The following is a 24,054-nucleotide window of genomic DNA, read 5'->3' as shown; positions in this document are numbered from 1 at the left end:
ATGGATAGGTTCCGCGCAACCTTCAGGAAACACCTATCGTTGTAGCAAAATGCAAGATTGATTATCTTCGTATCGGCAATATTAAATTCAAGGATAAGTTGCTGACCTTACGTATACTCTGCTTGTATCTTCTTTTTCAAATCATGAAAAAATAACGCTCGGGTCCTGACGACGTGACTCCGCAACGATTTTTTGTCGCATGGATTCTGCAAAGCAGCTCAATGTCATTGATACGATTCAATAAACAATTCCCGTTGGACAATCTTTCCTTTGATAAACAGTACTAGGCGTAGTAGGGATTTTATCAGAGATGCGCCCACCATTGGTGGTTATTGAGAGATCTTTATTGTCGTAAAAATCTCTCAACACATTTTTGCAGATTTAGGACACTATTAAACGTTATTTAAGATATAATGAATACACTATGAAAATTCCAAGATTTGATACCTGTTTGAGATTTGCTAATCTCTGAAGAGATATAAATATGAAATATCTGTTATTTTCTTTTTTATTTTTTTACTCACTTGCCGCAACCATAGCCTTGGCTGATAAACGTAAGGTTATTCTCATTAATACCATGCCAGTCCCCGTTGTGGTTGAACATTCTCGAGCAATTGTAGACACCTTTAAGCAGCATGGATATGTGGCTGGTGAAAACTTCGACCTGGAAATACTGGAGGCAGAGGGTAGCAAGGAGCTAGCCGCAACTCTTCTAAGCACATCAGTTGCTAAGCAGCGTCCTCAACTGGTCATCACTCTGGCGACCTTAGCAACTCAAGCTGCTGTGGAAACTTTGGCTGGAACCAATATTCCAATCCTGTTTTGTGTCGTCGCTGATCCAGTTGGTGCAGGTATTGTTCAAAGCTTAGATGTGGCTAGTGGAACGAATGTCAGCGGGGTTGTGTTTACTCAGCGGCGAGAGACAAAGCTTGAAATGGTGATGCGCCTACTCGCTCACTCTCCTAAAGGGCCAATCGTAAGGTTTGGAGTTGTCTGCACGGATTATCCATCTGGGATAGGTGATATTGCAAAACTGGAAAAAATCGCTGCCCTGTCAGGAAAATTTAAGTTTGTTGTACATCAGATCCCTTATGAAGGAGTGCCTAATGGTAATCCGGCGATGCGCAAGAATTTTGTAAACGCACTTGAATCTATAAAGGGCAAGGTTGATTTCTTATGGCAAGTTGCTGACCCTTTGTCAGAAATAGACTGGTTTACGAAATCATCCCTTGACTCCGGGATTCCTCTCATTCATGGACATACTGCAAATTCAGTAGAGTTGGGTGCTCTGATGACTGTTCTTTACGATACTCAGGGTGCTGCTCTGGAGGTTGTCAAAATGGCAGAGCAAATTTTCAAAGGGGTTGATGTTGGTACGCTGTTGATCTCTACACCGGAAAACTTCAATCTTTACCTCAATATGAATACAGCTGAGCAACTCGGGGTAACTGTGCCTTCCCATCTATTATTAATTGCCGGTAAAAATATCATTTGGTGACGAATGAGTGGATTTTAGGATGCATATGTTCTCTTTAAAGCGATATTTATCCTATGTCATCGTTGCAGTGTCGCTGGCCCTAACCTTGGCAACGTTTTTCTATGGATTACGCATTGTAAATGACTTACAAGATTTACGTTCATCGGAAGTGTCTCTTTTTCAGAAAAACCGAGAGCTTGAACAAAATTTCAGAGAATTCCAACGGGCTTTGGGTCTTGGTGGGTTCATTCATAATGTTAAGGAATACCTGATAAATAGAAAGTCTCAACAACTCTTCATCCTTAGGGAAAATATTGAAGAAATCCAGAAAGCATATGTCCCACTGAGAATACAGTTCGAAAAAATTGAGTCAGTTTATGCTATAAAAACTTTGGATGAGTTCGTTGCCTTGCTTCAACAAACATACCAAATCCTTAGCGCACCTGAAAACCAGCATCTTGATACCGTTGAATTGAACAATCTTTTGGACTTGGAAAATCCGAGGTTTCTAAGTGCCATAGTAACCCTTGAAAGCCTCAAAAATACTTACGACAAAGAGTCAATTCAAAAAATAAAAACCAACATTGATGCTCTTGTTTTTCACCTCCTTTTTGCCTCAGTTCTGTTGCCGGTCATTCTAGCCATTGGTGGTTTTTTAAGCTGGTTACTGAATCGAGCAATTACGGGGAAACAAATGATTGAAGCAGCTCACCAAAAACTAAAAGTAGCCGACGGAGAATTAATAAAAAGTGAGGAGAAATATAGGGACCTAATCGATAGCTCCCCTGATTTACATTATAGAACAGATACTGAAGGCAGGATTGTCTTTATTTCTCCATCAGTCCAAAGGATTTCCGGTTACACAGTAGAAGAATTAATTGGAATGAAAATGGAGGAGCTTTATGTAAACCCTGAAGAGAGAAAGATTGTTTTAGCAATATTGCAAAAAGATGGCTTTGTCACTGAGTATGAAACTCAAATAAAACGAAAAAATGGATCTGTTTGGTGGGCATCAACAAATGCACACTTTTTTAAAGACAATGATGGTCATATCCTCGGCGTCGGAGGGGTCACAAGGGATGTTACGGAGCGTAAACAGGTGGAAGAAGTACTACGTGAGACTAAGGAAAGACTGGCTACATTTATGGACTCGGCGACTGATGGATTTATCTTATTTGATTCGGATTTCTATCACCTTGAGATGAATAAAGCAGCTTTTGAAATAACTGGGCTTAAAAGGAAAAATGTTATTGGTAAGAATCTGATCGAAGTAATTCCAAATATTCAAGAAACGTCTCAATATGACTCCTATAAGAAGGTAATGGAAACTGGTGAGCCTTATCACGTTACAGATTTAACACAGCATCCTCTGACTGGTGATAAATATATTGAGTTAAAAGCTTTTAAAGTTGGTGATGGTATAGGAGTGATATTCAGTGACATCACAGAACGAAAGCAGATTGAAAAAGAAAAGATACAACTGGAAAGGCGTCTCCAGCAAGCACAAAAAATGGAAGCGATCGGTACCCTTGCAGGTGGCATAGCTCATGATTTTAACAATATTTTAGCGGCGATTCTCGGTTATGCTGAAATGGCAAAGGATGACAGCCAACCTGAATCAACTGTAGCCAAAGATTTAGATAAAGTATTGGAGGCAGGCAACAGAGCAAAAGATCTCGTGCAGCAAATACTTTCTTTTAGTCGTCAAAATGAAATGGAGAGAATCACCCTGCAACCTGTAAGTGTCGTGAAAGATGCTATTAAAATGCTACGCCCTTCACTGCCAACCACGATTGAGATTAATCAAGATATTCCTCCAGCAACAGGCCTGATCTTAGCAGACCCGACCCAGATCCATCAAATACTAATGAATCTATGCACCAATGCATTCCATGCCATTGAAGAGACAGGAGGCAAACTCGGCATTTCATTAAAAGAAGTAACTCTCAGTATTGAAGATCTTGTTCATGAACCAGATGTCGAAGCTGGTACTTTTGTTCAGCTATCAATCAGTGACTCCGGCTCGGGAATCCCACCAGAAATCAAGAAAAACATTTTTGATCCCTATTTTACAACCAAAGAGCCTGGGAAGGGTACTGGAATGGGACTTGCAATTGTTCATGGCATAGTAAAAAGCTATGGAGGATTTATATCGCTTTACAGTGAACCGGGAGAAGGTACTGCTTTCCATGTGTTTATACCTGTTATTGAGAAAGAACTGCTACCTGAAATCGAAGACGCTAAACCGACTCCAGTGGGCAGGGAGCGGATCCTTTTCATAGACGATGAGGAGATACTGGCCGAAATGGGCAAGAGCATGCTTGAAAGACTTGGTTACCATGTTACGGTTAGAAACAATAGCATTGAAGCTCTTGAAACCTTTCGGAACCAGCCTGAGCTGTTTGATCTTGTTATTACAGACCAGACAATGCCGGGTATGACTGGTGCTGATATTGCCAGGAGAATGATACATATCAGGCCTGATATTCCTATCATCCTTTGTACTGGCTACTCTACAACAATCTCAGAGGAAAAAGCTAAGTCTATGGGCATTAAAGAATTTGCATTGAAGCCACTCTCGAAGAAGGATATTGCAGTGTTGATTCGAAAAGTGTTGGATAACTCATGATGTGTCGAGCAAAAAATAAACGGTTGTTATCCTCCCACGAACTCATTGAGTACGCGACAAATTCCACCATTAAGATTGCAACGTCGAAGGTGTGAAAATTTAATTCAGTACCAAACAAAAGGTGTTTCCTGTGGCTATTCCCCCTCCTCCTGTCATAAGCCCTGCATCTGGAGTATCATTAAATGTGGCAATTTCTGCCTAAAATCCAATCTATCAGGAAATGCACTATGAAAGTTTCACAAGCAGTCGAATTCCATCTGCAGTATCACCGAGCTAACTCCAAAAAAAAATACCATTAAAACCTGCGAGTTTGTTCTTTCCCGTTTTTCTGCACAGTTTGATAAACGTGATCTCGCTAGTATCTCACAAGAAGAGGTGATGGCGTTTCTTCTATCCCTGACCAAAAACAACAAACAGGCGACAAAGAGAAACCGCTATTCTGTTCTTTCTTCTTTCTACAATTTCAGTATCAACAACGCATTACCCGCCCTGATGACCCCCTGCAATACTGCAGTTATTAAAAATATTTTCACACGCCCGCTAACCATTCAGTGGCAAATATTAATCCGGCGGGTTTTCTAGTTCATTACCTATTTACGCAACTGACTGACTTTCTGCGGTTTAAAGGTTCGAAAGTGAACCTAAATATCCGCCGGTTTAATAGTAGATAAAGAAACAATCGATGAGATTATCTTTCGGACCATGAACATCCGTAACAGGATTATGCTTGAGCTAATGGCCAGAGGAGGAATGAGAATAGGAGAAGTTCTAAACCTCACACCAGCTGATATCCAAGAAAGAACTCTGGCCGTCCAGAACCCGAAAAGCGGTCGCGTTGGGGAGACAGTTTATGTTCCACGGAAATTATTGGTAAGGTTAAACGACTACGTGAGAGCCAATAATTTCAATGGGGGTGAGAGAATTTTTCAGATTTCTTATGTCGCAGCATGGTCGATGGTCAAGAAAGCAGGCAAGCTCGTTGATATTGAATTACGGCCTCATGATCTCAGGCGACATGCTGCAACGTATGCTTCCAGATCTGGTACTCCTATTGAGATTGTCAGTAAAGTGATTTTGCGACATGCTGATTTGTCGACAACACAGAGGTATCTGGGCAAGGTGAATGATTCTGAAGCAATCAGGTGGATCGAGACACTTTATGGTTAATCCTGAGAAAATTGATGGGGGGAGCGGTAGCAGGACCAATCTCCCCATCTATAATCATTCATACTGCCAGGTTGAGGCCAACAGGACTAACCTTAAGAATTTGATTTCATACAAAATTAAGATCTTCGTCTTGGCAATCTTAATGGTTAAACTGACTGGTGGCTTAACACCGTCCAGTCAGTTGGTTGATTATAGTGTTTTATTCATATTCAGAAGAATATGTTTCTCCATACGAATGGGAATAGAGTTCAAAAAGGTTTCCAAATGGATCTTCTAAATAGACCATTTTGTAAGGTTTACTTTCATCTTCAGGGTGATACCTCATAATGTCCATTCTTACTTTTCCTCCGTATTGTTCAGTTTTCTCAATAACTCCTTGAAAGTCATCTGTTTCCAAACAAAAATGAAAGATACCGATTTTTGTAAAGTCGACATTATGCTTCTCTTCTCTTTCTTTCATTTCAAACAACTCAAACCCGATACCATCTTTAGTAACAAGGTGTGCGATGTTAAACCCTTTGAATCCATTTCCAAATACTGCAATACACATTCTACCGATTGCTGTTTCCTTCTCTTCGATCACTTCAGACTTGTCCATGACTATTTCAAGACCAAGTGCCTTAGTATAAAATTCCACAGCTTTATCCATTTCTCCAACCATAATACCTACATGGCTCATCTTCATAGTGACCTCTCTTTTATTTTAGTTTTTGTATAACGTATCAACATGCTTGTTTCTCGTCAGGCACCTTTTACCTGTTTGAAGCTTCAAAACACCTCTTTACATGGTTAGTTTTTCGAGACACGTCCTTCTTGTTTACATCCAAAGCAGGAAGTTTAAGTTGGAACGGTTTTTGAATTTTCTGACCATCAAGGTGGCAATATTAACCTTAACCACTCGAGGTAACATTGCTGAAGTACTCGATGTTCATCTCTACTATTGTGAATATTAAATCCCCTCTATCTTACGCTGGGTATAACTTGAGTAATCTCTTAACTTTATTTGATAATCTGTGGTGATTAGAGATGAAGATATCACGAAGTCAGCTGACGATCGATTCGATGCGGTTGGAATATTATAAAGCACTGCAATTCGAAGAAGAGCCTTCACATCAACATCATGAGGCTGAGGTTCCATAGGGTCCCAGAAAAATATGAGAATATCAATTTGTCCTTCAGCAATCAAGGCTCCTAACTGTTGGTCCCCACCCAAAGGCCCAGATTTCAGTTTAGTTAATGGCTGAAATTCACTGCGGCCATGTGAGATATGATATTTTTCCTGTAGCATGGTTTCGACCAATGCACCTGTTGTTCCTGTGCAAATGAGATTGTGCTTTAGTAGGATTTCGTTATTCCAGCCAACCCATTCAATTAAATCATTCTTTCTGTTATCGTGGGCTACAAGGGCTATGTTTTTAATTTTTTCCATATCAATTGTCTGAAACCTTTAGGACCAGCTTTACCATACAGGTTAATGTTTAAAGCTGGCTTGTCACAAGCAAACTCAAGCATACCTGTATTTTAACTAAACAACCCTCGTCTTTAAGACGAGGGGTTCAAGAGGGGTCGATTGGAAATCGACTGTTGTCGGCATTAACCGGTTCACCCTCATGCTCTTCAATATACTGTTGAATCATCTCATCGGTTATGTTGCCTGAACTCACGGCAAGGTAACCTCGAGCCCATAAATGCCTGCCCCAAAATTGCTTTTTTAGGTGGGTAAATTCGGACAATAGGACCCGCGAGCTGATTCCTTTTAACCATTGAACGATTTTACTTATATTCTGGGTCGGTCGATACCCTATAAACATATGAACATGATCGCTCGCTACTTTGCCAGAGATCACTTCAAGTTCATGTTCATATGCAATTTGCCTGAGGATATCACGAGTGCGCACAGCAACTTCACCCTTCAGTACCTTTTTTCGATACTTGGGGATCCAAATTATGTGCACCTTCAGGTCTGTTTTTGTATGAGATCCAAGTCTGTAACGTCGCATAGCGACAATTTTAATCTTCTCTTCGCCTAAAGGCGAGGGGTTTCAACCATCCCCGACGGGGACACTAAATGAGTTGAGTGGGGTTTAAATCAGCTGAGCCACACCGACAATACAAAGCAGGCCAATTGCTGCTAATTAATTTGTTCTAAGAATTGCATGCTGAGGTAAAGCTGTGAAGGCTCACCGGTCATAAAATCTTTTTCAAAATTTGGATTATCGCCCTGCATTATAACGACCGGTGCAGAGAGGCTATCGATAATATCATCGTCGGGGCTAAGCAAATAGCCCCGAAATGATGTCTCTCCCAATAAGAGCAATCAAGGAAGTTTTCAACATGAGCTGGAAAAGAGTTTCACCATATGAATGTTGCTGGCAACACTAAAGACAACCAGGGAATGAATGTAATCAGAAGCAAGGCGACCACAGATGCGAGAAGGAAGGGCCAGATAGCCATTGTTATTTCCTCGATTGTGGTTTTGCCAATCTTGCAGGCAACGAATAAAGTTGGCCCCACAGGTGGCGTAGCCAAACCTATCGCCAAGTTGACACACATGATGATACCAAAATGTACGGGGTGAATTCCGAGATTTGTCACTACCGGCAGCAGGATCGGAGCAAGAATGATACAGGCAGCTGAGATCTCCATGAAACAGCCAACGATCAGCAGAAGAACGTTGATCATCAGTAGGATGATAACCCTATTGTCAGATATGGACAGGAATAAGTTGGTCAAGGCTGCTGGGATATGGTTCATTACCATAATAATAGAAAAGAATTTGGCAGCTGAAATAATTAACAACACTACCCCTGATACCACGCTGGCTTGGATGCAAACGTCGTAAAGGTCTGAAACTTTCAAAGTTTTTGTAAAAAGGCCCAGCAATAAGCTATAGACAACCGCCACACAGGCAGATTCGGTTGCTGTGAAAACACCACCCATGATTCCTCCGACAATAATTAGAGGCATCAGCAGAGCTGGCAAGGCATTAATGAAGGCAATGAGCAATTTTTTGAAAGAATAGGATTCTTCCCGGCGGGGGAATTTATGTTTGACAGCCTGAAACCAAACCACCACTCCCATGGAAAGTCCCATCAACACCCCCGGAATGATACCCGCAATCAACAGGGAGGCGATGGAGGCATTCGCTGCGATCCCGTAGACCACCAGAATAATGCTGGGCGGTACGATTGGGCCTATACACGAGGATGCGGCAGTAACAGCAGCACTGTACGCCGCCGGATATCCCTCTTTCTTCATAGCCGGTATAAGAACCGTTCCCACGGCTGCTGTATCTGCAACTGCGGCTCCCGTAATGCCGGCAAAAAAGATGCTTGTCCCTATGTTTACCTGTGCGAGCGCACCTGGCATACGGCCGAAAAGGATCATTGTGAAATCTATAAGGCGTCCTGAGATTCCTGTTCGGCTCATCAGTAGCCCAGCCAAAATAAAGAACGGAATAGCTAGAAGAGGAAAGGAATCCAGCCCTATAAACATATACTGAGGCAGGGCGTTTAAGGGGATAGTACCCTGGATCATCACGGTTGCTAGAGAGGTGATTCCGATAACAAAGGCAATTGGAACTCCCAGTAGCAGGAGTGCTAAAAATATAATTGGGATAATGGCGAGTGTCACTTGCTTTCTCCTCTAAAAGGGGACCGGGAAAAATCTCCCGATCCTTAGAATTTCCAGAACCGCTATTTCACTGCATTCAGCCACTCCTCAACAACATCTTCTCCGATCGTGCGAGCCTGGTCCTTGTACACCTCCGCAACATTTTCCCGAAACCGGGAAATTTCTTCGGCAGATACCTCGTTGATTTTCATATCTTTTTTCAACTCTTCCAGAAGGGATACCTCGGCTGTAATTGCTTCTGAACGCTGCCAGGCAGCTACCTCAGCGGACACTTCTCGCAGCAGTTTTTGGTATTCGGCAGGTAGTTTGTCAAAAAATCGTTTGTTGATGAAGTAAATGTTTGGATCATAGGTATGTCCGGTAAACGAGAGATAATTTTGCACCTCGTAGAGTTTTCCATTGTATATATTGGCAACTGGGTTTTCCTGGGCTTCCACAACGTTCTGCTGAAGTGCTGAATAGAGCTCTGACCATGGAGTCGCGGTAGTCAGGCAGCCGAAAGATTCGAAGGTTGCAATAAACACCGGATTTTGCATTAAGCGGATCTTTATACCTTTTAAGTCTTCTGGTTTATAAATTGGGCGTACGTTGTTGGTTACGTGTCGAATTCCGTTTTCCAGGTATGCAAGTCCCACGAAGCCGTGTGGTTCCAGGCGGCCTAACATGTCACTCCCCAAAGGCCCGTCGAGGATTCCATACCATTGGTCCCGACTGGAGAAGAGGTAAGGAAGGTTTAAAACACCCATGGCTGGTTCGTATGCGACGATAGGGGCCGTAGCAGCATCAACCATTGTCTGTGTACCAATTTTGACTGCTTCTAAAGCTTCCCTGCTTGTACCAAGAACGCCCCCGTAATGGACATCGACCTCGATGTTGCCTTTGGAACGCTCCTCTACCAATTCCTTAAAACGATTGGCCGCTTCTGCCAAAGTATGGGGTCGGGAGAATGGTTCGTTGAAAACGATCTTGTACGTTTTGTTCTTTGCGAATATATCGGATGCCGCAAAAGTTAAAACAAATGTGAAGAGTAAAGCTGTGACTAATAAATGTCGGTTCATTTTTTGCTCCTTATATTTGAGTTTTTTTAACCGTTACTCAGTAACGGCATCTTCCTGAACAGTTTCATAACCATCAAAGATGACTTTGAGTTCCTGAATAATCATCAGGAGAGCTCCACACGGTATAGCCAGATAAGGCCACATCATTGATATATTAAAGACTACCGGGGACGTCTGACTTCTAACATCTGAGGTATGCACGATGCCCCACCAAAGCAGAAAAACAAGAAAGAATAGAATTAAAAGATGCGACAGATTCGTAACGAGCTTCTTGAGCCAACCAGAAAATCGGGAAGACAATATCGTCATACCGATATGGGCACCCTGTCGGAAAGCGATAGCTGCAGACAGAAAGGCCAGCCAGACCATGGTATAACTAGCCAACTGTTCAGCCCAAACCATGGGTATCTTCAACACGTATCGGCAAATCACCTCCCATGTAATGATTGCTACCATTGCGGTCAATAGCAGAACCACACCAATTTTGGTGATCCTGTCCGCAACATCGGCTGCATAAATAATTATCTGTTTCATAACTACTCCTTCAGACCTTGCAGGCCTGTACTCGGTTCGGCAGTTCCTTATCAAGTACAGAGGCCGCGTGACCGCGCAGCTAAGATCGCTCCATAGCCTGCCTTGTCTTTCATGATATCGCTCTTTACGGTTATGAGATCCCCATGGAAATAGTCGTCCTGGTGCAAAAAAGTCTCAATAATTCCGGCCATAATGTTACTTCCTCCTATGATAACTGGCAGCTCCCGGCAATCGCCCATGACACTGCTACTCTTAACAGCCAACAGATCGGTTGCGACAATAGCTCCGGCAAGAAAATTTGCTCTGCCATTGAGCGATGAGTCGGTGAAAAGATCCAGAAGCCTTACCGTAAAGCAGGTCCGGGTCAATCCAAATTTTCTTGAATATTCAGCACCTTGTAGAACCATCTCCGGGTCGAGTGTTTCGGCAAATGACTTTTCAAGGGAACTTGCCAGGATCGTATCTGTAGTGAGAACCGAAAGCAGTTCTCCTGCCAAGGTTGTCACGCATCCACTAATTCGACTGTTTTGGTCGACACGGACGAACTTGGAATGGGAGCCGGGGAGCACAAGCAGGGTAGGTCCGGAGACATTTAAATGATCAAGGAGACCGATGGTTTCGACCTCTTCTCCACGCATAATGTCCATGGCTTCACAGTTTTCTACTGTGATTTCCTGAATGTTGTTTTTTACCCCCGGTACGAACCAGATGGGTTGGTCCACTACTTCCTGGATGGTCGCACTGACCATCTTTTTTGCAAGCTCTGTGACACCTGCTGGAGCGAAAACATGGGGGACTTCAAATAGCCCAACATTGGATGTAATCATCCCGGACGCTAAAAACAGTTCAACATCGTGATGAGTGATATTGGCCTTGTTGAGAGCGAGGTCTATGGCGTCTTTGACCCCCTTCTTGAGCTTGTCTTTACTGCCGGTAATACCAGTGTCCCGCACCCCGACTCCGACATGGGAGGAAGTAAGCACCTTCCCCTCCTGCCAGAGTTTGACTCGGGTGTTAGTGGTTCCCGTATCTATCGTTGCAATAAACATGTTCTCACCACCTAAAAAAACATTGGTCTGTTTAAATTCGGCCGAATTTTTCTAAAAGTTGCTTTACGCTCCATCCCTCTGCAATCATTTTTCTTGTCGCCTCTTCTTTTTCGGCCTGTTCCTTGGCCTTTTCGTATACTTCTGCAAAATCACTAGAGGGAACGATGGTTACCCCGATTTCATCGGCCACCACCAGGTCGCCCGGGTGAACAATAACCCCACCGCAGGAAATAGGACCGTTAATTTCAATAGGCTCAGTCCGGCCCGAATAGGCAGAATGAGCTGCACGGGGACTGACTACCTTGGAGGCAATAGGAAAATCCATCAATTTTGATTCATCGGTATCGCGTACCGAACCATCGACAACTGCTCCGACGATTCCGGCTGTTGTGGCAAGCCCTGACATAAGGCCACCCCATATAGAAGTCTCTGTCTCACCAAAGGCGTCGATCACTACCACGTCACCCGGTTGGGCAATCTCGAAAATATCCAGGCAGTCAACAATATCACCGGCGGTAAGCTTTACTGTCAAAGCGGGGCCGATAAACGGTTTGTTGACGGTGCGAAATTTGATATCGCTTCGCATTACGTTATCCCGGTCCTGAGCATCGGTCATAACGCATGAAATGCTGAGAACGTCTTTCATAGCAGTAAACTTTGCCATCATCTCAGCGTTTATTTCCGGACGTGGATTAATAATTTTGCTCATCTTTACATCTCCTTAAATTAGAAGTTCTTATATTTGATAATGGGCTTTAAATAAGGTCCTTAAAGTTCATGAATGTTTAATTCGTGGAGGTTTTAATTTTTTCAACAAAGGCTTTGGCTTTTTCTTCGATTCCTGAAAATTTGCCCTCATTTGCCTCCTTACTATTCACAAGGTTGCTCCCTAAGCCAACCCCGACTGCGCCTGCTGCAAAAAACTGAGGAATGTTCTTCAAGTCCACTCCCCCAACGATGATCAAGGGTATCCCTTTTAGGGGGCCGCCCATGGCTTTTACATAGTCCGGACCAAGGGAGCCGCCAGGGAATAATTTGACCATATCCGCGCCCGCGTTATGAGCTTGAACAATTTCTGTTGGCGTTAGTGCGCCAGGTAGAGACACCATGCCAAGGTCTTTGGTTGCACGGATGACATCTTGGTCGACGTTAGGGGATACGATGAATTGAGCTCCGGCATCTGCTGCAAGTCGAACCTGCTCAGAAGAGAGGACCGTCCCCGCACCCAGGCAAATCTCTTTTGAAAGTGCTTCCGCGATACGTTTCAAACACTCCAGGGTTTCCTCAATCCCATCAGGGCTATCGTGATTGAAGGTAACTTCCAGAAGTTTCACTCCGCCACGGCTCAAGGCCCGTGCCGTTTCAACAATCTGGTCTCTTTTTACACCCCGTAGAATAGCAAAGAGCTTTTCGCTGTGGATGAGGTCTGCCACTTTTGCACCAGGCTTAGTGGTAATAGTTGACATAAGCTGATTCTCTCTCAAGGTTTAACAAGATTAGGGGGAGTCTCACCCAACAATACGGCTTTGGCGTTCTCTGCTGCAATGCGCCGACACTCTTTTAGTGAGTCCTCAGAAACGTATGCGGAGTGCGGTGTGATTACGCAGTTGTCCAGGCTAAAAAGAGGGTTGTCGTCAGGAGACCAGTTGTCCAGTTTGGCCGGTTCCTCTTCAACGTCATCCAGACCAGCTGATGCGATCCATCCTTTAGTAAGGGCACGATAAAGGGCTGCGTTGTCAACGACAGGCCCCCTTGAACAATTTATAAGAACGGCATCCTTTTTCATCGCTTTCAAAGCTGCTTCATCAATGAGGTGATGTGTCTCCGGACTGGCAGGACACATCACATTCACCAGGTCGGAGCTTGTAGTCAGTTCCTCAAGCGAAACTTTTTTTACTCCATAGGTATTCATATAGCTGGAGGAAACGTAGGGGTCGTAGACGACAACTTTAAACCCAAAGATGGGAAGTTTACGGGCGATATTTTGGGCAATGCGACCAAAACCGATCAAGCCCCAGGTCAAGTTGCGAAAGCGTAATAACCGTCCACCGGAGGAATTCCAGTGCCACTGCCCTTGGCGAGTGGCGTTGGCCCACATGGGAATTCGCCTCAGCATCATAAAGCCCATAGTGATAGTGTGATCGGCTACCTCATCAAGGCAATAGTCCATAACATTAGTTACTACCATGCCATGCTCATAGGCAGCTTTCACGTCGACAATATCCACTCCGATCCCGTACCGACAAATGGCTTTGCAATGCTTTAGTTTCTCAATAGTTCCACGGTAAATTTTGGCATATTGCTGAAGGATGACATCGGCGTCGTGAGCCTGTTCTGCTAGCCCTTTGCCACTCTTACATTGCAGCCCGATAACTTCAGCGCCAATTGGTTCAAGCACACTTTTTTCTACTTCATTGTCAGGGTAGTCAAAATCACTGATGTAGACCTTATACTTTGCCATACTGGGCTCTCCTATTACTCAAGAAGCTTTTGTATTTTTAGTAGATGAGGCAGTCACAATGATACTTACTGGGCCATAACTGATTAGCAGCAACTAGGTCTCACGCTACCTACGCCAATCCTGAAAACAACCATTCATGGTTTATCTTTACTGGAATCTAAGATATCAGATGCCAATTTATATTGCAAGAGAAATAATCAATGGTATAGTGGATCGAAATATTCAAATATGAAGGACCTAATCATGAAACAACTTAGACGTTCGAAATCATTGACAGAGATGGCTGTAGAAGGATTGCGCGAAGCAATTGTCACAGGGCAATTCAGGTTGGGAGAACCCCTTTCGGAGATTCAGCTCGCTGCCTCAATTGGCACCAGTAAAACTCCGGTGAGGGAAGCTCTCAAACAGCTTCGAATTGAAGGCTTGGTGACTGTCGTTCCTCAGTCCGGAACCTTTGTTTTCACTTTAAGCGCAATGGAAGTGATCAAGATGTGCGAGTTACGTTTAATTCTTGAAATGGCTGCTTTTAAGTTGGCCTATCATCACAACAGGGAAGAATTCACTAAAGCCTTACAAACAGTCGTTGATAAAATGGCGACGGCTCAACAAGCGGAGGATATCCCAAATTATTTGCGCCTGGATACTGAGTTCCATGAACAACTGTTTAAGCACTGCGACAATCAGTTTATAACTGACGCGTATTCACTTATAGGTGGGAAAATTGCCGCCCTTCGAACCCACCTGTCTTCCCTGCCTCAGCACACTCAGTTGTCTTTCCAAGAACACCGGGAATTTGTAGACGCTATCGATCAAAAAAACCTTGAGACCGCTACAATTGTTCTCGAAAAACACATTGGCCGAAGTAAAGAAACTTATGCTGAGAATATCGAAGATATTTCTATGGCTAACAGAAATAGTTTCCGAAAGGCAAAAAGATAAATAACAAATGATACACCCACATGAACTCGGCCCCATCCGTCCTGTCGATGAAGCAGACAGTTTACTCATTAGAACAACCCGTGGATGTCCATGGAACAAGTGTGAATTCTGTGTAAACTACCAGGACACCAAATTCTCTATTCGCTCAGTTGAAGAAATTAAGGCTGATATTGAAAAAGCTGCCAATTATTTTAACCAGCATCCCTTCACCACTTGTTTCCTGCAGGATGGTGACAGTTTTGCTATGAAAACTTCTGATTTGCTTGTTGTATTAGAATATCTCAAACAGCACTTTCCAAATCTACAAAGGATCAGTAGTTATGGCCGCGCGCAGAGCCTGATCAGAAAGAGCAAACAGGAACTCCAGGAACTTTGCCATGCAGGCCTAAACAAGCTCTATTGTGGCATGGAGTCCGGTTCAGATATTGTGCTCAAAAATATTCGTAAAGGCACCAGCGCTTCTAATATTGTTACCTCAGCACAGGCAGCAAAAGGAGCCGGGATGGTACTTTCAGAGTTCATTATACTGGGCCTTGGAGGACAGGAACATTGGGAAGAACATGCAACTGCAACAGCCGAAGTATTAAATAAGATCGATCCCGATCATATTCGTGTATTAACAATTGGGGTTAAACCGGGATCGGGCCTAGAACAAAAGCTCATAAATGGCACGTTTGAACTGCAGACAGAAAAAAATATAATTGAAGAACAGCGAATGTTGATTGAAAAACTAAACGGCATTTCAAGTGATTACGTAAATCATCATGCGGTTGACCTACTGACAGAGGCCCGAGGCCAGTTACCCTATGATAAACCAAAGCTACTGGCCATCATGGATCGTTATTTAGCTCTAAATGAAGCTGACATGCTTAATTTCACTCTAGGAAGACGCCTTGGTCATTATCAGAGATTAGATGACCTGCAAGACTTAGAACGCTATGAAGCAATCAATCAGCAACTCCATGAATTTGAATCGCAATATCCCGGTCAAATTGAAACCATATTTCATTCCCTTAGATCGAACGTCGTATGAGGTCTTTCGATACAATAGTATGTATGGTCGGACCATGAGCCAGAATCCAAAGTTATTAGTCTAACCCCGATAAACGGGATACGTTTCATTGGTTCGTATTTTAATTTCATAATACTTGCCGGACTTCTTGTTATTTATGGCGAATTTCCTGGGGGGGAGGTAAGGCAATAAAGCTGTTAGGAAAATATAATGAAGAGGAGTTAATCTCTTTTTCTTTTTTTGCTCTCATGTCATCACGACACACCACTTCCCTTGGATTTTTTTCAATTAGCTAGTAATGAACAAAGCAAGCCATCTCACCCTGCTCCCTATCACAGCCATGCTGCTGTTCTGGGCCCTGACGCCCATTTCCATTGCCTGGATAAAAAACGATTTCTCACTGATTTTTCAGATCTGGTTGCGATATGTCATTTCAACAACTGCTTTGTGGCTTTTTCTACTGACAGGAAAATCATTGCGTAACAACCTGTATGTATTTATGAAAACAAGAGGTTACTTTCTGAGAAGATTGTCAGTGACAGCATTTTGCACCATAATGTTTCAGTTATTATTTACCTGGTGTTTTTTCCTTATTCCCCCTGGTTTCGGCATACTTCTCTATCAATCACAGGTCATTTTCTCGGTTATCTTGGGCGTACTTTTTTTCAAAACAGAGCGACAGTTGATAAAGCAACCAGGAACCGCAGTAGGTATACTTGTCGCGCTTATTGGTGCAGCTCTGGTCATCATTTTCCAGAATCACGGCTTTTCGGTTATATTGAATACAGGAATTTTACTCGCACTGGGTGGAGCTCTCTCCTGGTCATTTGTGGGATTGACGGTTAAAAAATGGATAGGTACCAAACTGACGCCCCTGTTTACGGTCACTATAGTTTTTACCCTGGTATCCATATTCCTTACACCACCATTATTATTTTCCGGTTCGCACATAACTGGGAATCCCAGTATTATTAAATGGTCTATCCTGATAGGTTCCGGTCTGCTTGGCATTGCTGGCGGACAGGGGCTCTACTATTACTTACTTCCCTATCTTGGCGTTATAACTGCATCTTCTGTTCAGCTTCTTGTACCTTTTTTCACAGGAATTTTTTCATTTCTGCTTTTTGGAGAGCGCATAACACTACTTCAGTTGACTGGAGGGCTACTCCTTCTGGGTGGTTGCCGTATTGTTCTGTTGCAGAAAGATAAGTTGCTAAGGAAGAGTGATGCTGCGTCACCTTAAGTTACTGGGCAAACAGTTGTATCGGGGAAGCCAGGGAAGGCATTATATCCCTCACAATATGAATCAAGGATTGTAGCGACTCTGACTTTTTTTATTGAACTGCTCATAAAGATTGAGAAATTGTTCCAGTGAAAAAAATATCTATTATGGGCTGAGGATTTATGTATTCTGATGCCACCTAAATTGTGGTATCGCCCTGCAAGACCTTTTCTTAACGCTCACCATCACAAGTCTTTACCACCGCAGCAGGGCTTAAGATAATTTGAAGGTTGCTCCTATAAGCCGCCTCTGAGGGAGTTAGGCACAACAGCGTAGGCTCAGCCGGAAGACTGATTTACTTTAGTCTGCAGGGACGAACGGTATCTAAAAGGTAGAGGCTGTAAATGGCAAGGTTAACCATTTAAGTAAATCTGTAAATTTACATTATTCCTGTGTCTTTTATAAGCCTTTTCACTGTCAGAGCAATTCAGTTCTGGCACTTCAATAATTGATGGGGATCAATGAGCTCCTCTGTAGCGTATCCCGACCCCCAAAATTCCTTAAGGAAGAAAAAGCCCGAATCGGCAAGACCTCCAAATTTGTTTCCTGAGAGAATCGTAAATCCAACATCACCGATAATCTTATGGGATTCATTGTGAACAACAGCAAAAAAGTACTTTTTTCTCCTTTGCAGATTGATCTCGCTTATTGCATCATCCAAAAGTTTTTGGGTTTCAGATAGGGTAGATGTTTTCCAGGCAAGAAATTTCATTAATTCTGGATCAGATACCCAGGCATGCATGGATTCTAAATCTGATTGTAAATGATCTCGGATCAATAACCTTTCTGAATGAATCTCAATCATTTTTCTATTTCATATCCAGTTAACAATACGATCTCTTTCATCATGGTGTGCAAGATACTACGCTGAAATAAATCAGGAGGAAAGAAAATCTTACGAATCAGCTTGAGCACTCTAATTTGCGTCATTCTCGATTAAAGCTAGTCGAATCCCGAGACTAATAAGCACTGACCCTAAAACACGGTCAAGTAAGGTAGAAAAATGAATGTTGTTACGGAAAAAAGATGTTGTTTGGGCTGCAGTTAAAACGAGGATAGACTCAACTATTAAGCCGACTACATTCACAAGAATACCGAGTATAAGAATCTGAGCCGTTGAGTGCCCCAGTTCCGGACGAACAAATTGTGGCAAGAAGGCCATAAAGAATATGGCAACTTTTGGGTTTAAGATATCGATCAAGACCCCTTGCCTAAAGACCTTCCAGAATGTTGATTGCTGTTGTTTTTTTACAGAAATATCAAAAGAAATTCCTTTAGACCTTAAAGCCTGTATCCCCAAATAAACAAGATACGCTGCACCAATATACTTAACAATAGCAAAAGCCATGGCTGATGTTGAAAGGATCGCTGAAAGGCCAAACGCTGCAGCAAAAATATGGACCAAAGACCCGCTACAAACTCCCAAGGATGATGCAATCCCCATCTTTCGTCCTTGCGTTATCGTCCTCGAAAGGATGTAGATCATATCCGGACCTGGTGTGATATTTATCGCAATGGTTGCAGATATAAATAATAACCAATAAGTGGCTGGTTCCATGTTTAATCCTGTTGTAAGAGTTCTTCAGAGTCATGGTAAAATAAGTTGACTGATACTACGTTGGAACCAACCAGAAGGAAAGAGAGAAAATCAGAAGTTGTCTGAGGGGTTATAAATAGCTCTCAGGGAATAGATTTTTGAAGTGGGTTTTGGCTACAGAAATAGTGCAGAAAAAGGGGTTCAAACCTTATAGAAAATGGTTTCAAACCTCACGACGCGCTACATCATCCTTTTTCTTTGACGTAGAACCCAAAAATGTCAATATAGAAAACAAAACCGAGGGACAGGTGAGGGACAAATCTCCTCGAAAACGAAAACAGCCACCTAGTCAAAACGACTAGGTGGCTGTTTTTATTGGTACGCCCGGCAGGATTCGAACCTGCGACCTACGGATTAGAAGTCCGTTGCTCTATCCAGCTGAGCTACGAGCGCTTATTTGTTGAAATGTGAACCGGTGTTGTTTGCCGTTGGAGCAATCATACCACAGGCACGGAGTGCAAATATACCCAAACGCGTATAAAATGCAACTTCTTCTTGGGGGTCGCTATTCTCCACCCCGAATTCTTTTCCAGACCGGACCATTTTCGGTGTCGATAATAGTGAATCCCTGGCGAAGGAGTTCTTCACGGGCCTCGTCAGCGGCCCGCCAGTCCTTATTCAGGCGTGCCTCTTCCCTCTTCTGGATAAGGGCGTTAACCTCAGGTGCCAAGGGGCACCCTTCAAGGCGGAATATATTCAGAACTTCATCGAGTTTTCTGAGACTCTCAAGGATATATTCCTTCTGGTCTTTATCAAGGTTATTTACCTGCAAAATCGGGTTGGCCTGTTTGATAAAGTTATAAACCGCGCCCATGGCCTTCGAAACGTTCAGGTCATCATCGAGTGCTGCACAAAAGTTCTCTTCCATGGTGGAGACAAAGGCCGCCACCTCCGGATGTGGTCTGCCAGGAGGGAGACACATCAGTTTGCAGGTGAATTCATCAATACGTCGCAGTGCCGTGCGCACACTCTCCAGCCGTTTAAAGGAGAACTCAATGGGCTTACGATAATGGACACTCAACAGCATAAACCGAACTTCACGAGCCGTGAACCCCTTCTCCAAGGCATCGCGCAGGGTCACTACATTGCCGTTTTCGTCCGACATTTTTCGGCCGTCTACCAGCACCATCTCGCAGTGCATCCAGTATTTTGCCAGTGGTTTACCGGTCAGGGACTCTGAAATAGCAATCTCATTTTCATGATGAGGGAAAATAAGATTTCTGCTCGAGGTATGAATATCCAGGGTTTCACCAATATTTTTATAGACCATGGCCGAACACTCAACATGCCAGCTAGGGCGGACATTACCCCAGTCTGTCTCGAAGAAAATCCCCTTCTTCAATTCAGCCAGGGTCGAGCGTTTGAGCAAGGTAAAATCCCTTGGATTGTCCTTCTCGTAATTATCGAGATCTACTGTTTTGCCAAGCTGAATCTTACCCAAATCAATTCCAGACAATGTCCCGTATTTCGGGTACTTGGATATATCGAAATAGATCGAACCATCTTTTTCATAGGCGCACCCCTTATGAATCAGTTCATGGGTGATCTCAATCATATCCCCCACATGTTCGGAAGCCCTGGGATAACCTACCGCCCGTGCCACCCCGAGGGCATCAATATCCTCCATGAAATCATCGATATATTTCTGGGTAAATTCCGTAAGGTCTACACCCTCTTTATCAGCACCGGCAATTGTATTATCATCCAGGTCAGTAAAGTTCATGTAGGCTTCCACCTTCATGTCCTTTTTCTTTAAATACCTGGTTATCAGATCCGAAAAAATGAACCTCCTGCATAACAACAGATTTGCAGGCTCATACGCAGTGGGCCCACAGCTGTACATGGTCACCCGGTCTTTAGTCAAAGGAGTGAAGATCTCCTTTTTCTTTGTCAAGGTATTAAAGATCCTTAACCTTGAATCTGCTCCCTCTTTCTTCTCCGGGGGCGTAAAGAGCGGTGTACTCAAATACCTTTCCCCACCATCCGGCAGGATAACGACAATAAAGCCTTCATCCAGATTCTTGGCGTAATCGACGGCTGCCGACATGGCCGCCCCACTGCTCATACCCACCAGCAACCCTTCTTTGCCAGCCAGTGTACGAACCATGCGGAAAGCATCCTCATCCTCAATGGGCAGGATTGCAGAGGGAACATTTTTGTCAAAAATCCCTGGTTTATAAGAGGCCTTCATATTTTTCAGCCCCTGGATTTTATGATCCCTGTTAGGCTCAACGGCCAGGATCTTGACATGTGGCTGGAACTCCTGGAACCACTTGCAAAGCCCCATAATCGTCCCGGACGTTCCCAGCGTGGCCACCACGTGTGTGACCTTACCGGCGGTCTGCTCCCAGATCTCAGGCGCTGTGGCTCTATAGTGGGCCATCCAGTTGGCATCATTATTATACTGATCTGTCAGGAAGTACCTCTCGGGATACTCCCGCGCCAACGCATACCCTTTTTCAATGGCTCCATCTGTCTGACGTTTAGCAGGGGTCAGGAGAATCTCAGCGCCATATGCCTGCATGATCTTGCGTCGCTCGATGGAAGCGGACTCAGGCATAACCAACAGGCAACGATACCCCTTGGCGGCACAGACCATGGCAAGACCTATACCGGTATTACCACTGGTAGCTTCGAGGACAATTTTATCTTTTGTCAACTCGCCACTCTTTTCCCCCGCCTCAATCATCGACAGAGATATTCGCTCCTTGACCGAACCACCGGGATTACACGACTCAATTTTCCCGTATATCTCCACGGCTGCCTTGACCGGTATCCTGTTTATGCGGACAAGGGGAGTATTACCTATCGCCTCTATTATGGTGTTGTATAGCATAATATTTGTAAAGTGATCCCGAACGGGACCTATCAGGTGAACATATGTTTAAAATACAGTCAAAAACAACCACTTAACGCAAATGGAGAACATACCCCGTGCACCATCCGGGTCAAGTTATTTTTTCTGCCGCACACATGCCTTGGAAAGATACCAGAGTTGAACAAGCGATTCCCGTATCTCCTTATCTTCGATAAATGCCACCTGCTCCTCAAATTTTTTCAACTCGTCCCTGGCAGGAGCCTTGAAGCGGACCTTCTCGACTGAGGTACTTTCTTTTTCCTTACCGCTAGGCAATACAAAGCGAATATCCCGGATACTTGATTTTTTTAGAAAAGCATTGACTGAATCAAGTAATGAGATCTTCTGGAACTGGAACTGCTGCAGCCAGGCAGAATTCTCCACCTCAAGCCAGAGAGTTCCTTTAACAATCTTAAGTGGTACAGCATATTTTCCTGCATCGCCCTGCACAACCCTGTGCCAAACAGGAAATATGGAATGAAGATCGAGCTGGGTCTCCCACCCCCTATCCCGCACCAGACCCGGCAGGATATTACCCATTATCTTTTCACTCTCTTTTGTTTTTCTGCGTGCCATCAAAGCTCCGTTTTCAGCTTCGCCACTTTTATCATCACACCAGGGTCCAGCTGATGCCAGACCCCATTCATCTTCACCTCTTTTACCGGCTCCATCCAATAAATTCAAGGTAACTACTTTATGAGGGTAATCAATTCCACACCGGGGTCAGGCTTAAGCCTGACCCCCATCCGGCGTCCCCGCCATGGGAGTTGCCACCGTACATGCCTTGGAAACAAAAAAACCCGCATATCCAAGACTCTGGATATGCGGGGCGCAAAACAACAGCAGAAGGCAGTACTGTTGCAGGAGTGGCAGACTAGTAAATGGTCAGGTACGCTTCGAGTTCCCACTCGGTTACTGCGGTGCGGAAACTATCCCATTCTGCACCCTTTGCCTCAAGATACTTTTCAAAGATGTGCGGTCCAAGAGTCTCCTTGGCAATTGGATTCTCAGCCAATTCCTCAAGAGCCTCTTTCAGGTTCGCAGGCATAACCTTAATGCCTTCTGCATCCATATCAGCAGCGCTCATCTCGAAGATGTCTTTCTTGACCTCATCCGGAGGAGTCATGTCGCTCTTTACTCCGTCAAGACCGGAATTAAGCATCATGGCCAGGGCAAGGTACGGGTTACAGGTTGGATCCGGGCAACGGAGCTCGGTACGGGTGGAAAGTCCACGTGCTGCCGGAATACGAATCAGGGCAGAACGGTTTGATGCAGACCAGGCGGCATAAACAGGAGCCTCATAACCGGGCACAAGGCGCTTGTAAGAGTTAACCAGCGGGTTGGTAATAGCGGCAAAACCACGGGCGTTCTTCAACAGGCCTGCGATATAGGAATAGGCGATCTTGGACAACTGCAGCCCATCACTCTCATCAAAGAAGGCATTGGTGCCGTCCAGATTGAAAAGAGACTGGTTGGTGTGCATACCGGAACCATTAATACCAAAAATCGGCTTCGGCATAAACGTCGCATGCAGACCGTATTTGGAAGCAATTGACTTTACAACCCACTTAAAGGTTACAGTGTTATCTGCAGCGGCCAGGGCATCAGCGTACTTGAAGTTAATCTCGTGCTGACCTTCGGCAACCTCATGATGAGACGCCTCAATCTCAAAACCCATTGCTTCAAGTGTCTCGATAATCTCACGACGGCAATCATTGGCCATATCTTCTGGATCCAGGGAGAAATAACCGGCAACATCGTTAGTGATGGTGGTCGGCAATCCGTCCTCATCCCGCTCGAACAGGAAGAATTCAGCCTCGGTACCAACGTTCATGGTGTACCCGAGTTCTTTTGCTTCTGCCAGGACACGCTTGAGGTTTACACGGGGGCAACCCTCAAAAGGAGTACCGTCTGACTTATACACGTCACAGATAATACGTGCAGCGGCTACACCGTCTTTGTTCCTCCATGGAAGAACAGTAAAAGTATCATAATCCGGCTTGAGGTACATGTCGGACTCGTTGATGCGGACAAAACCATCAATGGAAGAGCCGTCAAACATCATATCACCATCAAGAGCTTTTCCTATCTGGCTCTTCGGGATAGCAACGTTTTTCATAAAACCTAGAATATCGACAAACTGCAGACGGAAATACTGGATATTCTCGTCCTCGATGATTTGTAAAATTTCTTCCCTGGTCATTTTCAGGTATCTCCTTTTGTTCTATTTTTCGTTTCTATACTACTCATCACTCGCTCACTTGATCGATGGTGACAAAATAACATTTCTGACAAGCATTGCAACAGCAAAATGATTTTTTATTACACAATTGTGATTTTTTTGCGCCAAAAAAAAGCC

22 protein-coding genes and 1 tRNA gene are annotated in these 24,054 nt (G+C 44.0%); 7 read left to right on the top strand and 16 right to left on the bottom strand.

What is annotated here, in order from left to right:
* The first annotated feature begins 484 nt into the window (after nucleotides 1–484).
* The 4 genes from GA520_RS00950 (at nucleotide 485) to GA520_RS00940 (ending at nucleotide 5,273) form a co-directional block, all read left to right on the top strand.
* Nucleotides 485–1,498 carry an ABC transporter substrate-binding protein gene (locus GA520_RS00950; protein WP_163337156.1) on the top strand — a complete coding sequence of 338 codons (1,014 nt, stop codon included), beginning with the start codon at nucleotides 485–487 and terminating at the stop codon, nucleotides 1,496–1,498.
* A gap of 25 nt (nucleotides 1,499–1,523) precedes the next feature.
* On the top strand, nucleotides 1,524–4,106 hold the full coding sequence (locus tag GA520_RS00945) for a PAS domain-containing sensor histidine kinase (protein ID WP_163337155.1): 2,583 nt from the start codon (nucleotides 1,524–1,526) through the stop codon (nucleotides 4,104–4,106).
* A gap of 255 nt (nucleotides 4,107–4,361) precedes the next feature.
* The gene (locus GA520_RS27000) at nucleotides 4,362–4,688 is read left to right on the top strand and encodes a phage integrase N-terminal SAM-like domain-containing protein (RefSeq protein ID WP_163337294.1); all 327 of its coding nucleotides are present in this window, start codon (nucleotides 4,362–4,364) and stop codon (nucleotides 4,686–4,688) included.
* Between the two features lie 168 nt (nucleotides 4,689–4,856).
* The gene (locus GA520_RS00940; RefSeq protein WP_240910098.1) at nucleotides 4,857–5,273 is read left to right on the top strand and encodes a site-specific integrase; all 417 of its coding nucleotides are present in this window, start codon (nucleotides 4,857–4,859) and stop codon (nucleotides 5,271–5,273) included.
* Between the two features lie 199 nt (nucleotides 5,274–5,472).
* On the opposite strand, the gene GA520_RS00935 is transcribed toward GA520_RS00940, so the two are convergent.
* The 10 genes from GA520_RS00935 to GA520_RS00890 all read right to left on the bottom strand — a co-directional run bounded on the left by GA520_RS00935 (nucleotide 5,473) and on the right by GA520_RS00890 (nucleotide 14,008).
* Nucleotides 5,473–5,958 (bottom strand): VOC family protein, encoded by a 486-nt coding sequence (locus GA520_RS00935; protein WP_163337153.1) that lies wholly within the window; start codon nucleotides 5,956–5,958, stop codon nucleotides 5,473–5,475.
* Between the two features lie 264 nt (nucleotides 5,959–6,222).
* A complete protein-coding gene (locus GA520_RS00930; RefSeq protein ID WP_163337152.1) occupies nucleotides 6,223–6,702 on the bottom strand; it encodes a methylglyoxal synthase in 480 nt (159 codons plus the stop codon).
* Between the two features lie 127 nt (nucleotides 6,703–6,829).
* Nucleotides 6,830–7,273 carry an IS200/IS605 family transposase gene (tnpA, locus tag GA520_RS00925; protein WP_163336264.1) on the bottom strand — a complete coding sequence of 148 codons (444 nt, stop codon included), beginning with the start codon at nucleotides 7,271–7,273 and terminating at the stop codon, nucleotides 6,830–6,832.
* A 352-nt stretch (nucleotides 7,274–7,625) separates the two neighbouring features.
* Complete coding sequence (locus GA520_RS00920) at nucleotides 7,626–8,906, bottom strand: TRAP transporter large permease (protein WP_163337151.1); 1,281 nt, start codon at nucleotides 8,904–8,906, stop codon at nucleotides 7,626–7,628.
* Nucleotides 8,907–8,968: 62 nt separating this feature from the next.
* Complete coding sequence (locus GA520_RS00915) at nucleotides 8,969–9,964, bottom strand: DctP family TRAP transporter solute-binding subunit (protein ID WP_163337150.1); 996 nt, start codon at nucleotides 9,962–9,964, stop codon at nucleotides 8,969–8,971.
* Nucleotides 9,965–9,997: 33 nt separating this feature from the next.
* On the bottom strand, nucleotides 9,998–10,498 hold the full coding sequence (locus GA520_RS00910) for a TRAP transporter small permease (RefSeq protein ID WP_163337149.1): 501 nt from the start codon (nucleotides 10,496–10,498) through the stop codon (nucleotides 9,998–10,000).
* A gap of 50 nt (nucleotides 10,499–10,548) precedes the next feature.
* Complete coding sequence (locus GA520_RS00905) at nucleotides 10,549–11,547, bottom strand: 2-dehydro-3-deoxygalactonokinase (RefSeq protein ID WP_163337148.1); 999 nt, start codon at nucleotides 11,545–11,547, stop codon at nucleotides 10,549–10,551.
* Nucleotides 11,548–11,578: 31 nt separating this feature from the next.
* Nucleotides 11,579–12,256, bottom strand: a complete 678-nt coding sequence (locus GA520_RS00900) for an RraA family protein (RefSeq protein ID WP_163337147.1) — start codon at nucleotides 12,254–12,256, stop codon at nucleotides 11,579–11,581.
* 76 nt (nucleotides 12,257–12,332) lie between these two features.
* Complete coding sequence (locus tag GA520_RS00895) at nucleotides 12,333–13,013, bottom strand: bifunctional 4-hydroxy-2-oxoglutarate aldolase/2-dehydro-3-deoxy-phosphogluconate aldolase (protein WP_163337146.1); 681 nt, start codon at nucleotides 13,011–13,013, stop codon at nucleotides 12,333–12,335.
* A 14-nt stretch (nucleotides 13,014–13,027) separates the two neighbouring features.
* Nucleotides 13,028–14,008, bottom strand: a complete 981-nt coding sequence (locus tag GA520_RS00890; protein ID WP_163337145.1) for a C-terminal binding protein — start codon at nucleotides 14,006–14,008, stop codon at nucleotides 13,028–13,030.
* A gap of 243 nt (nucleotides 14,009–14,251) precedes the next feature.
* Between GA520_RS00890 and GA520_RS00885 the strand changes: the two genes are divergently transcribed.
* The 3 genes from GA520_RS00885 to GA520_RS00875 all read left to right on the top strand — a co-directional run bounded on the left by GA520_RS00885 (nucleotide 14,252) and on the right by GA520_RS00875 (nucleotide 17,202).
* A complete protein-coding gene (locus GA520_RS00885) occupies nucleotides 14,252–14,947 on the top strand; it encodes a GntR family transcriptional regulator (protein ID WP_163337144.1) in 696 nt (231 codons plus the stop codon).
* Between the two features lie 7 nt (nucleotides 14,948–14,954).
* Entirely contained in the window at nucleotides 14,955–15,980 is a 1,026-nt protein-coding gene (locus tag GA520_RS00880; protein ID WP_163337143.1) for a radical SAM protein, read from the top strand.
* A 277-nt stretch (nucleotides 15,981–16,257) separates the two neighbouring features.
* Entirely contained in the window at nucleotides 16,258–17,202 is a 945-nt protein-coding gene (locus tag GA520_RS00875) for a DMT family transporter (RefSeq protein ID WP_163337142.1), read from the top strand.
* 466 nt (nucleotides 17,203–17,668) lie between these two features.
* Here the strand turns inward: GA520_RS00875 and GA520_RS00870 are convergent, their stop codons facing one another.
* From GA520_RS00870 to glnA, 6 genes are all read right to left on the bottom strand, one after another.
* A complete protein-coding gene (locus tag GA520_RS00870) occupies nucleotides 17,669–18,046 on the bottom strand; it encodes a GNAT family N-acetyltransferase (RefSeq protein ID WP_163337141.1) in 378 nt (125 codons plus the stop codon).
* Nucleotides 18,047–18,157: 111 nt separating this feature from the next.
* Entirely contained in the window at nucleotides 18,158–18,799 is a 642-nt protein-coding gene (locus GA520_RS00865) for a LysE family translocator (RefSeq protein WP_163337140.1), read from the bottom strand.
* A 355-nt stretch (nucleotides 18,800–19,154) separates the two neighbouring features.
* A tRNA-Arg gene (locus GA520_RS00860) sits at nucleotides 19,155–19,231 on the bottom strand.
* 112 nt (nucleotides 19,232–19,343) lie between these two features.
* Complete coding sequence (gene cysS, locus GA520_RS00855; protein WP_163337139.1) at nucleotides 19,344–21,674, bottom strand: cysteine--tRNA ligase; 2,331 nt, start codon at nucleotides 21,672–21,674, stop codon at nucleotides 19,344–19,346.
* A gap of 117 nt (nucleotides 21,675–21,791) precedes the next feature.
* Entirely contained in the window at nucleotides 21,792–22,379 is a 588-nt protein-coding gene (locus tag GA520_RS00850) for a DciA family protein (RefSeq protein WP_163337138.1), read from the bottom strand.
* Between the two features lie 190 nt (nucleotides 22,380–22,569).
* The gene (glnA, locus tag GA520_RS00845) at nucleotides 22,570–23,898 is read right to left on the bottom strand and encodes a type I glutamate--ammonia ligase (protein ID WP_163337137.1); all 1,329 of its coding nucleotides are present in this window, start codon (nucleotides 23,896–23,898) and stop codon (nucleotides 22,570–22,572) included.
* Between the last annotated feature and the right edge of the window lie 156 nt (nucleotides 23,899–24,054).

The sequence above is a fragment of the Desulfopila sp. IMCC35008 genome (assembly GCF_010646885.2).
Lineage (GTDB): Bacteria > Desulfobacterota > Desulfobulbia > Desulfobulbales > Desulfocapsaceae > Desulfopila.
Note: the sequence above shows the minus strand (reverse complement) of the source record. Positions and strands in the feature narration are given on the sequence as shown.

Excerpts from the sequence above, each read along its gene's own strand:
- GA520_RS00880 (WP_163337143.1), top strand. The coding sequence starts at position 14,955 with ATGATACACCCACATGAACTCGGCCCCATCCGTCCTGTCGATGAAGCA.
- tnpA (WP_163336264.1), bottom strand. The coding sequence starts at position 7,273 with ATGCGACGTTACAGACTTGGATCTCATACAAAAACAGACCTGAAGGTG.
- GA520_RS00885 (WP_163337144.1), top strand. The coding sequence starts at position 14,252 with ATGAAACAACTTAGACGTTCGAAATCATTGACAGAGATGGCTGTAGAA.
- GA520_RS00900 (WP_163337147.1), bottom strand. The coding sequence starts at position 12,256 with ATGAGCAAAATTATTAATCCACGTCCGGAAATAAACGCTGAGATGATG.
- GA520_RS00945 (WP_163337155.1), top strand. The coding sequence starts at position 1,524 with ATGTTCTCTTTAAAGCGATATTTATCCTATGTCATCGTTGCAGTGTCG.
- GA520_RS00935 (WP_163337153.1), bottom strand. The coding sequence starts at position 5,958 with ATGAAGATGAGCCATGTAGGTATTATGGTTGGAGAAATGGATAAAGCT.
- GA520_RS00890 (WP_163337145.1), bottom strand. The coding sequence starts at position 14,008 with ATGGCAAAGTATAAGGTCTACATCAGTGATTTTGACTACCCTGACAAT.
- cysS (WP_163337139.1), bottom strand. The coding sequence starts at position 21,674 with ATGCTATACAACACCATAATAGAGGCGATAGGTAATACTCCCCTTGTC.
- GA520_RS00950 (WP_163337156.1), top strand. The coding sequence starts at position 485 with ATGAAATATCTGTTATTTTCTTTTTTATTTTTTTACTCACTTGCCGCA.
- GA520_RS00895 (WP_163337146.1), bottom strand. The coding sequence starts at position 13,013 with ATGTCAACTATTACCACTAAGCCTGGTGCAAAAGTGGCAGACCTCATC.
- GA520_RS00865 (WP_163337140.1), bottom strand. The coding sequence starts at position 18,799 with ATGGAACCAGCCACTTATTGGTTATTATTTATATCTGCAACCATTGCG.
- GA520_RS00905 (WP_163337148.1), bottom strand. The coding sequence starts at position 11,547 with ATGTTTATTGCAACGATAGATACGGGAACCACTAACACCCGAGTCAAA.
- GA520_RS00930 (WP_163337152.1), bottom strand. The coding sequence starts at position 6,702 with ATGGAAAAAATTAAAAACATAGCCCTTGTAGCCCACGATAACAGAAAG.
- GA520_RS00940 (WP_240910098.1), top strand. The coding sequence starts at position 4,857 with ATGAGAATAGGAGAAGTTCTAAACCTCACACCAGCTGATATCCAAGAA.
- GA520_RS00875 (WP_163337142.1), top strand. The coding sequence starts at position 16,258 with ATGAACAAAGCAAGCCATCTCACCCTGCTCCCTATCACAGCCATGCTG.
- GA520_RS00870 (WP_163337141.1), bottom strand. The coding sequence starts at position 18,046 with ATGATTGAGATTCATTCAGAAAGGTTATTGATCCGAGATCATTTACAA.
- GA520_RS00915 (WP_163337150.1), bottom strand. The coding sequence starts at position 9,964 with ATGAACCGACATTTATTAGTCACAGCTTTACTCTTCACATTTGTTTTA.
- glnA (WP_163337137.1), bottom strand. The coding sequence starts at position 23,898 with ATGACCAGGGAAGAAATTTTACAAATCATCGAGGACGAGAATATCCAG.
- GA520_RS00910 (WP_163337149.1), bottom strand. The coding sequence starts at position 10,498 with ATGAAACAGATAATTATTTATGCAGCCGATGTTGCGGACAGGATCACC.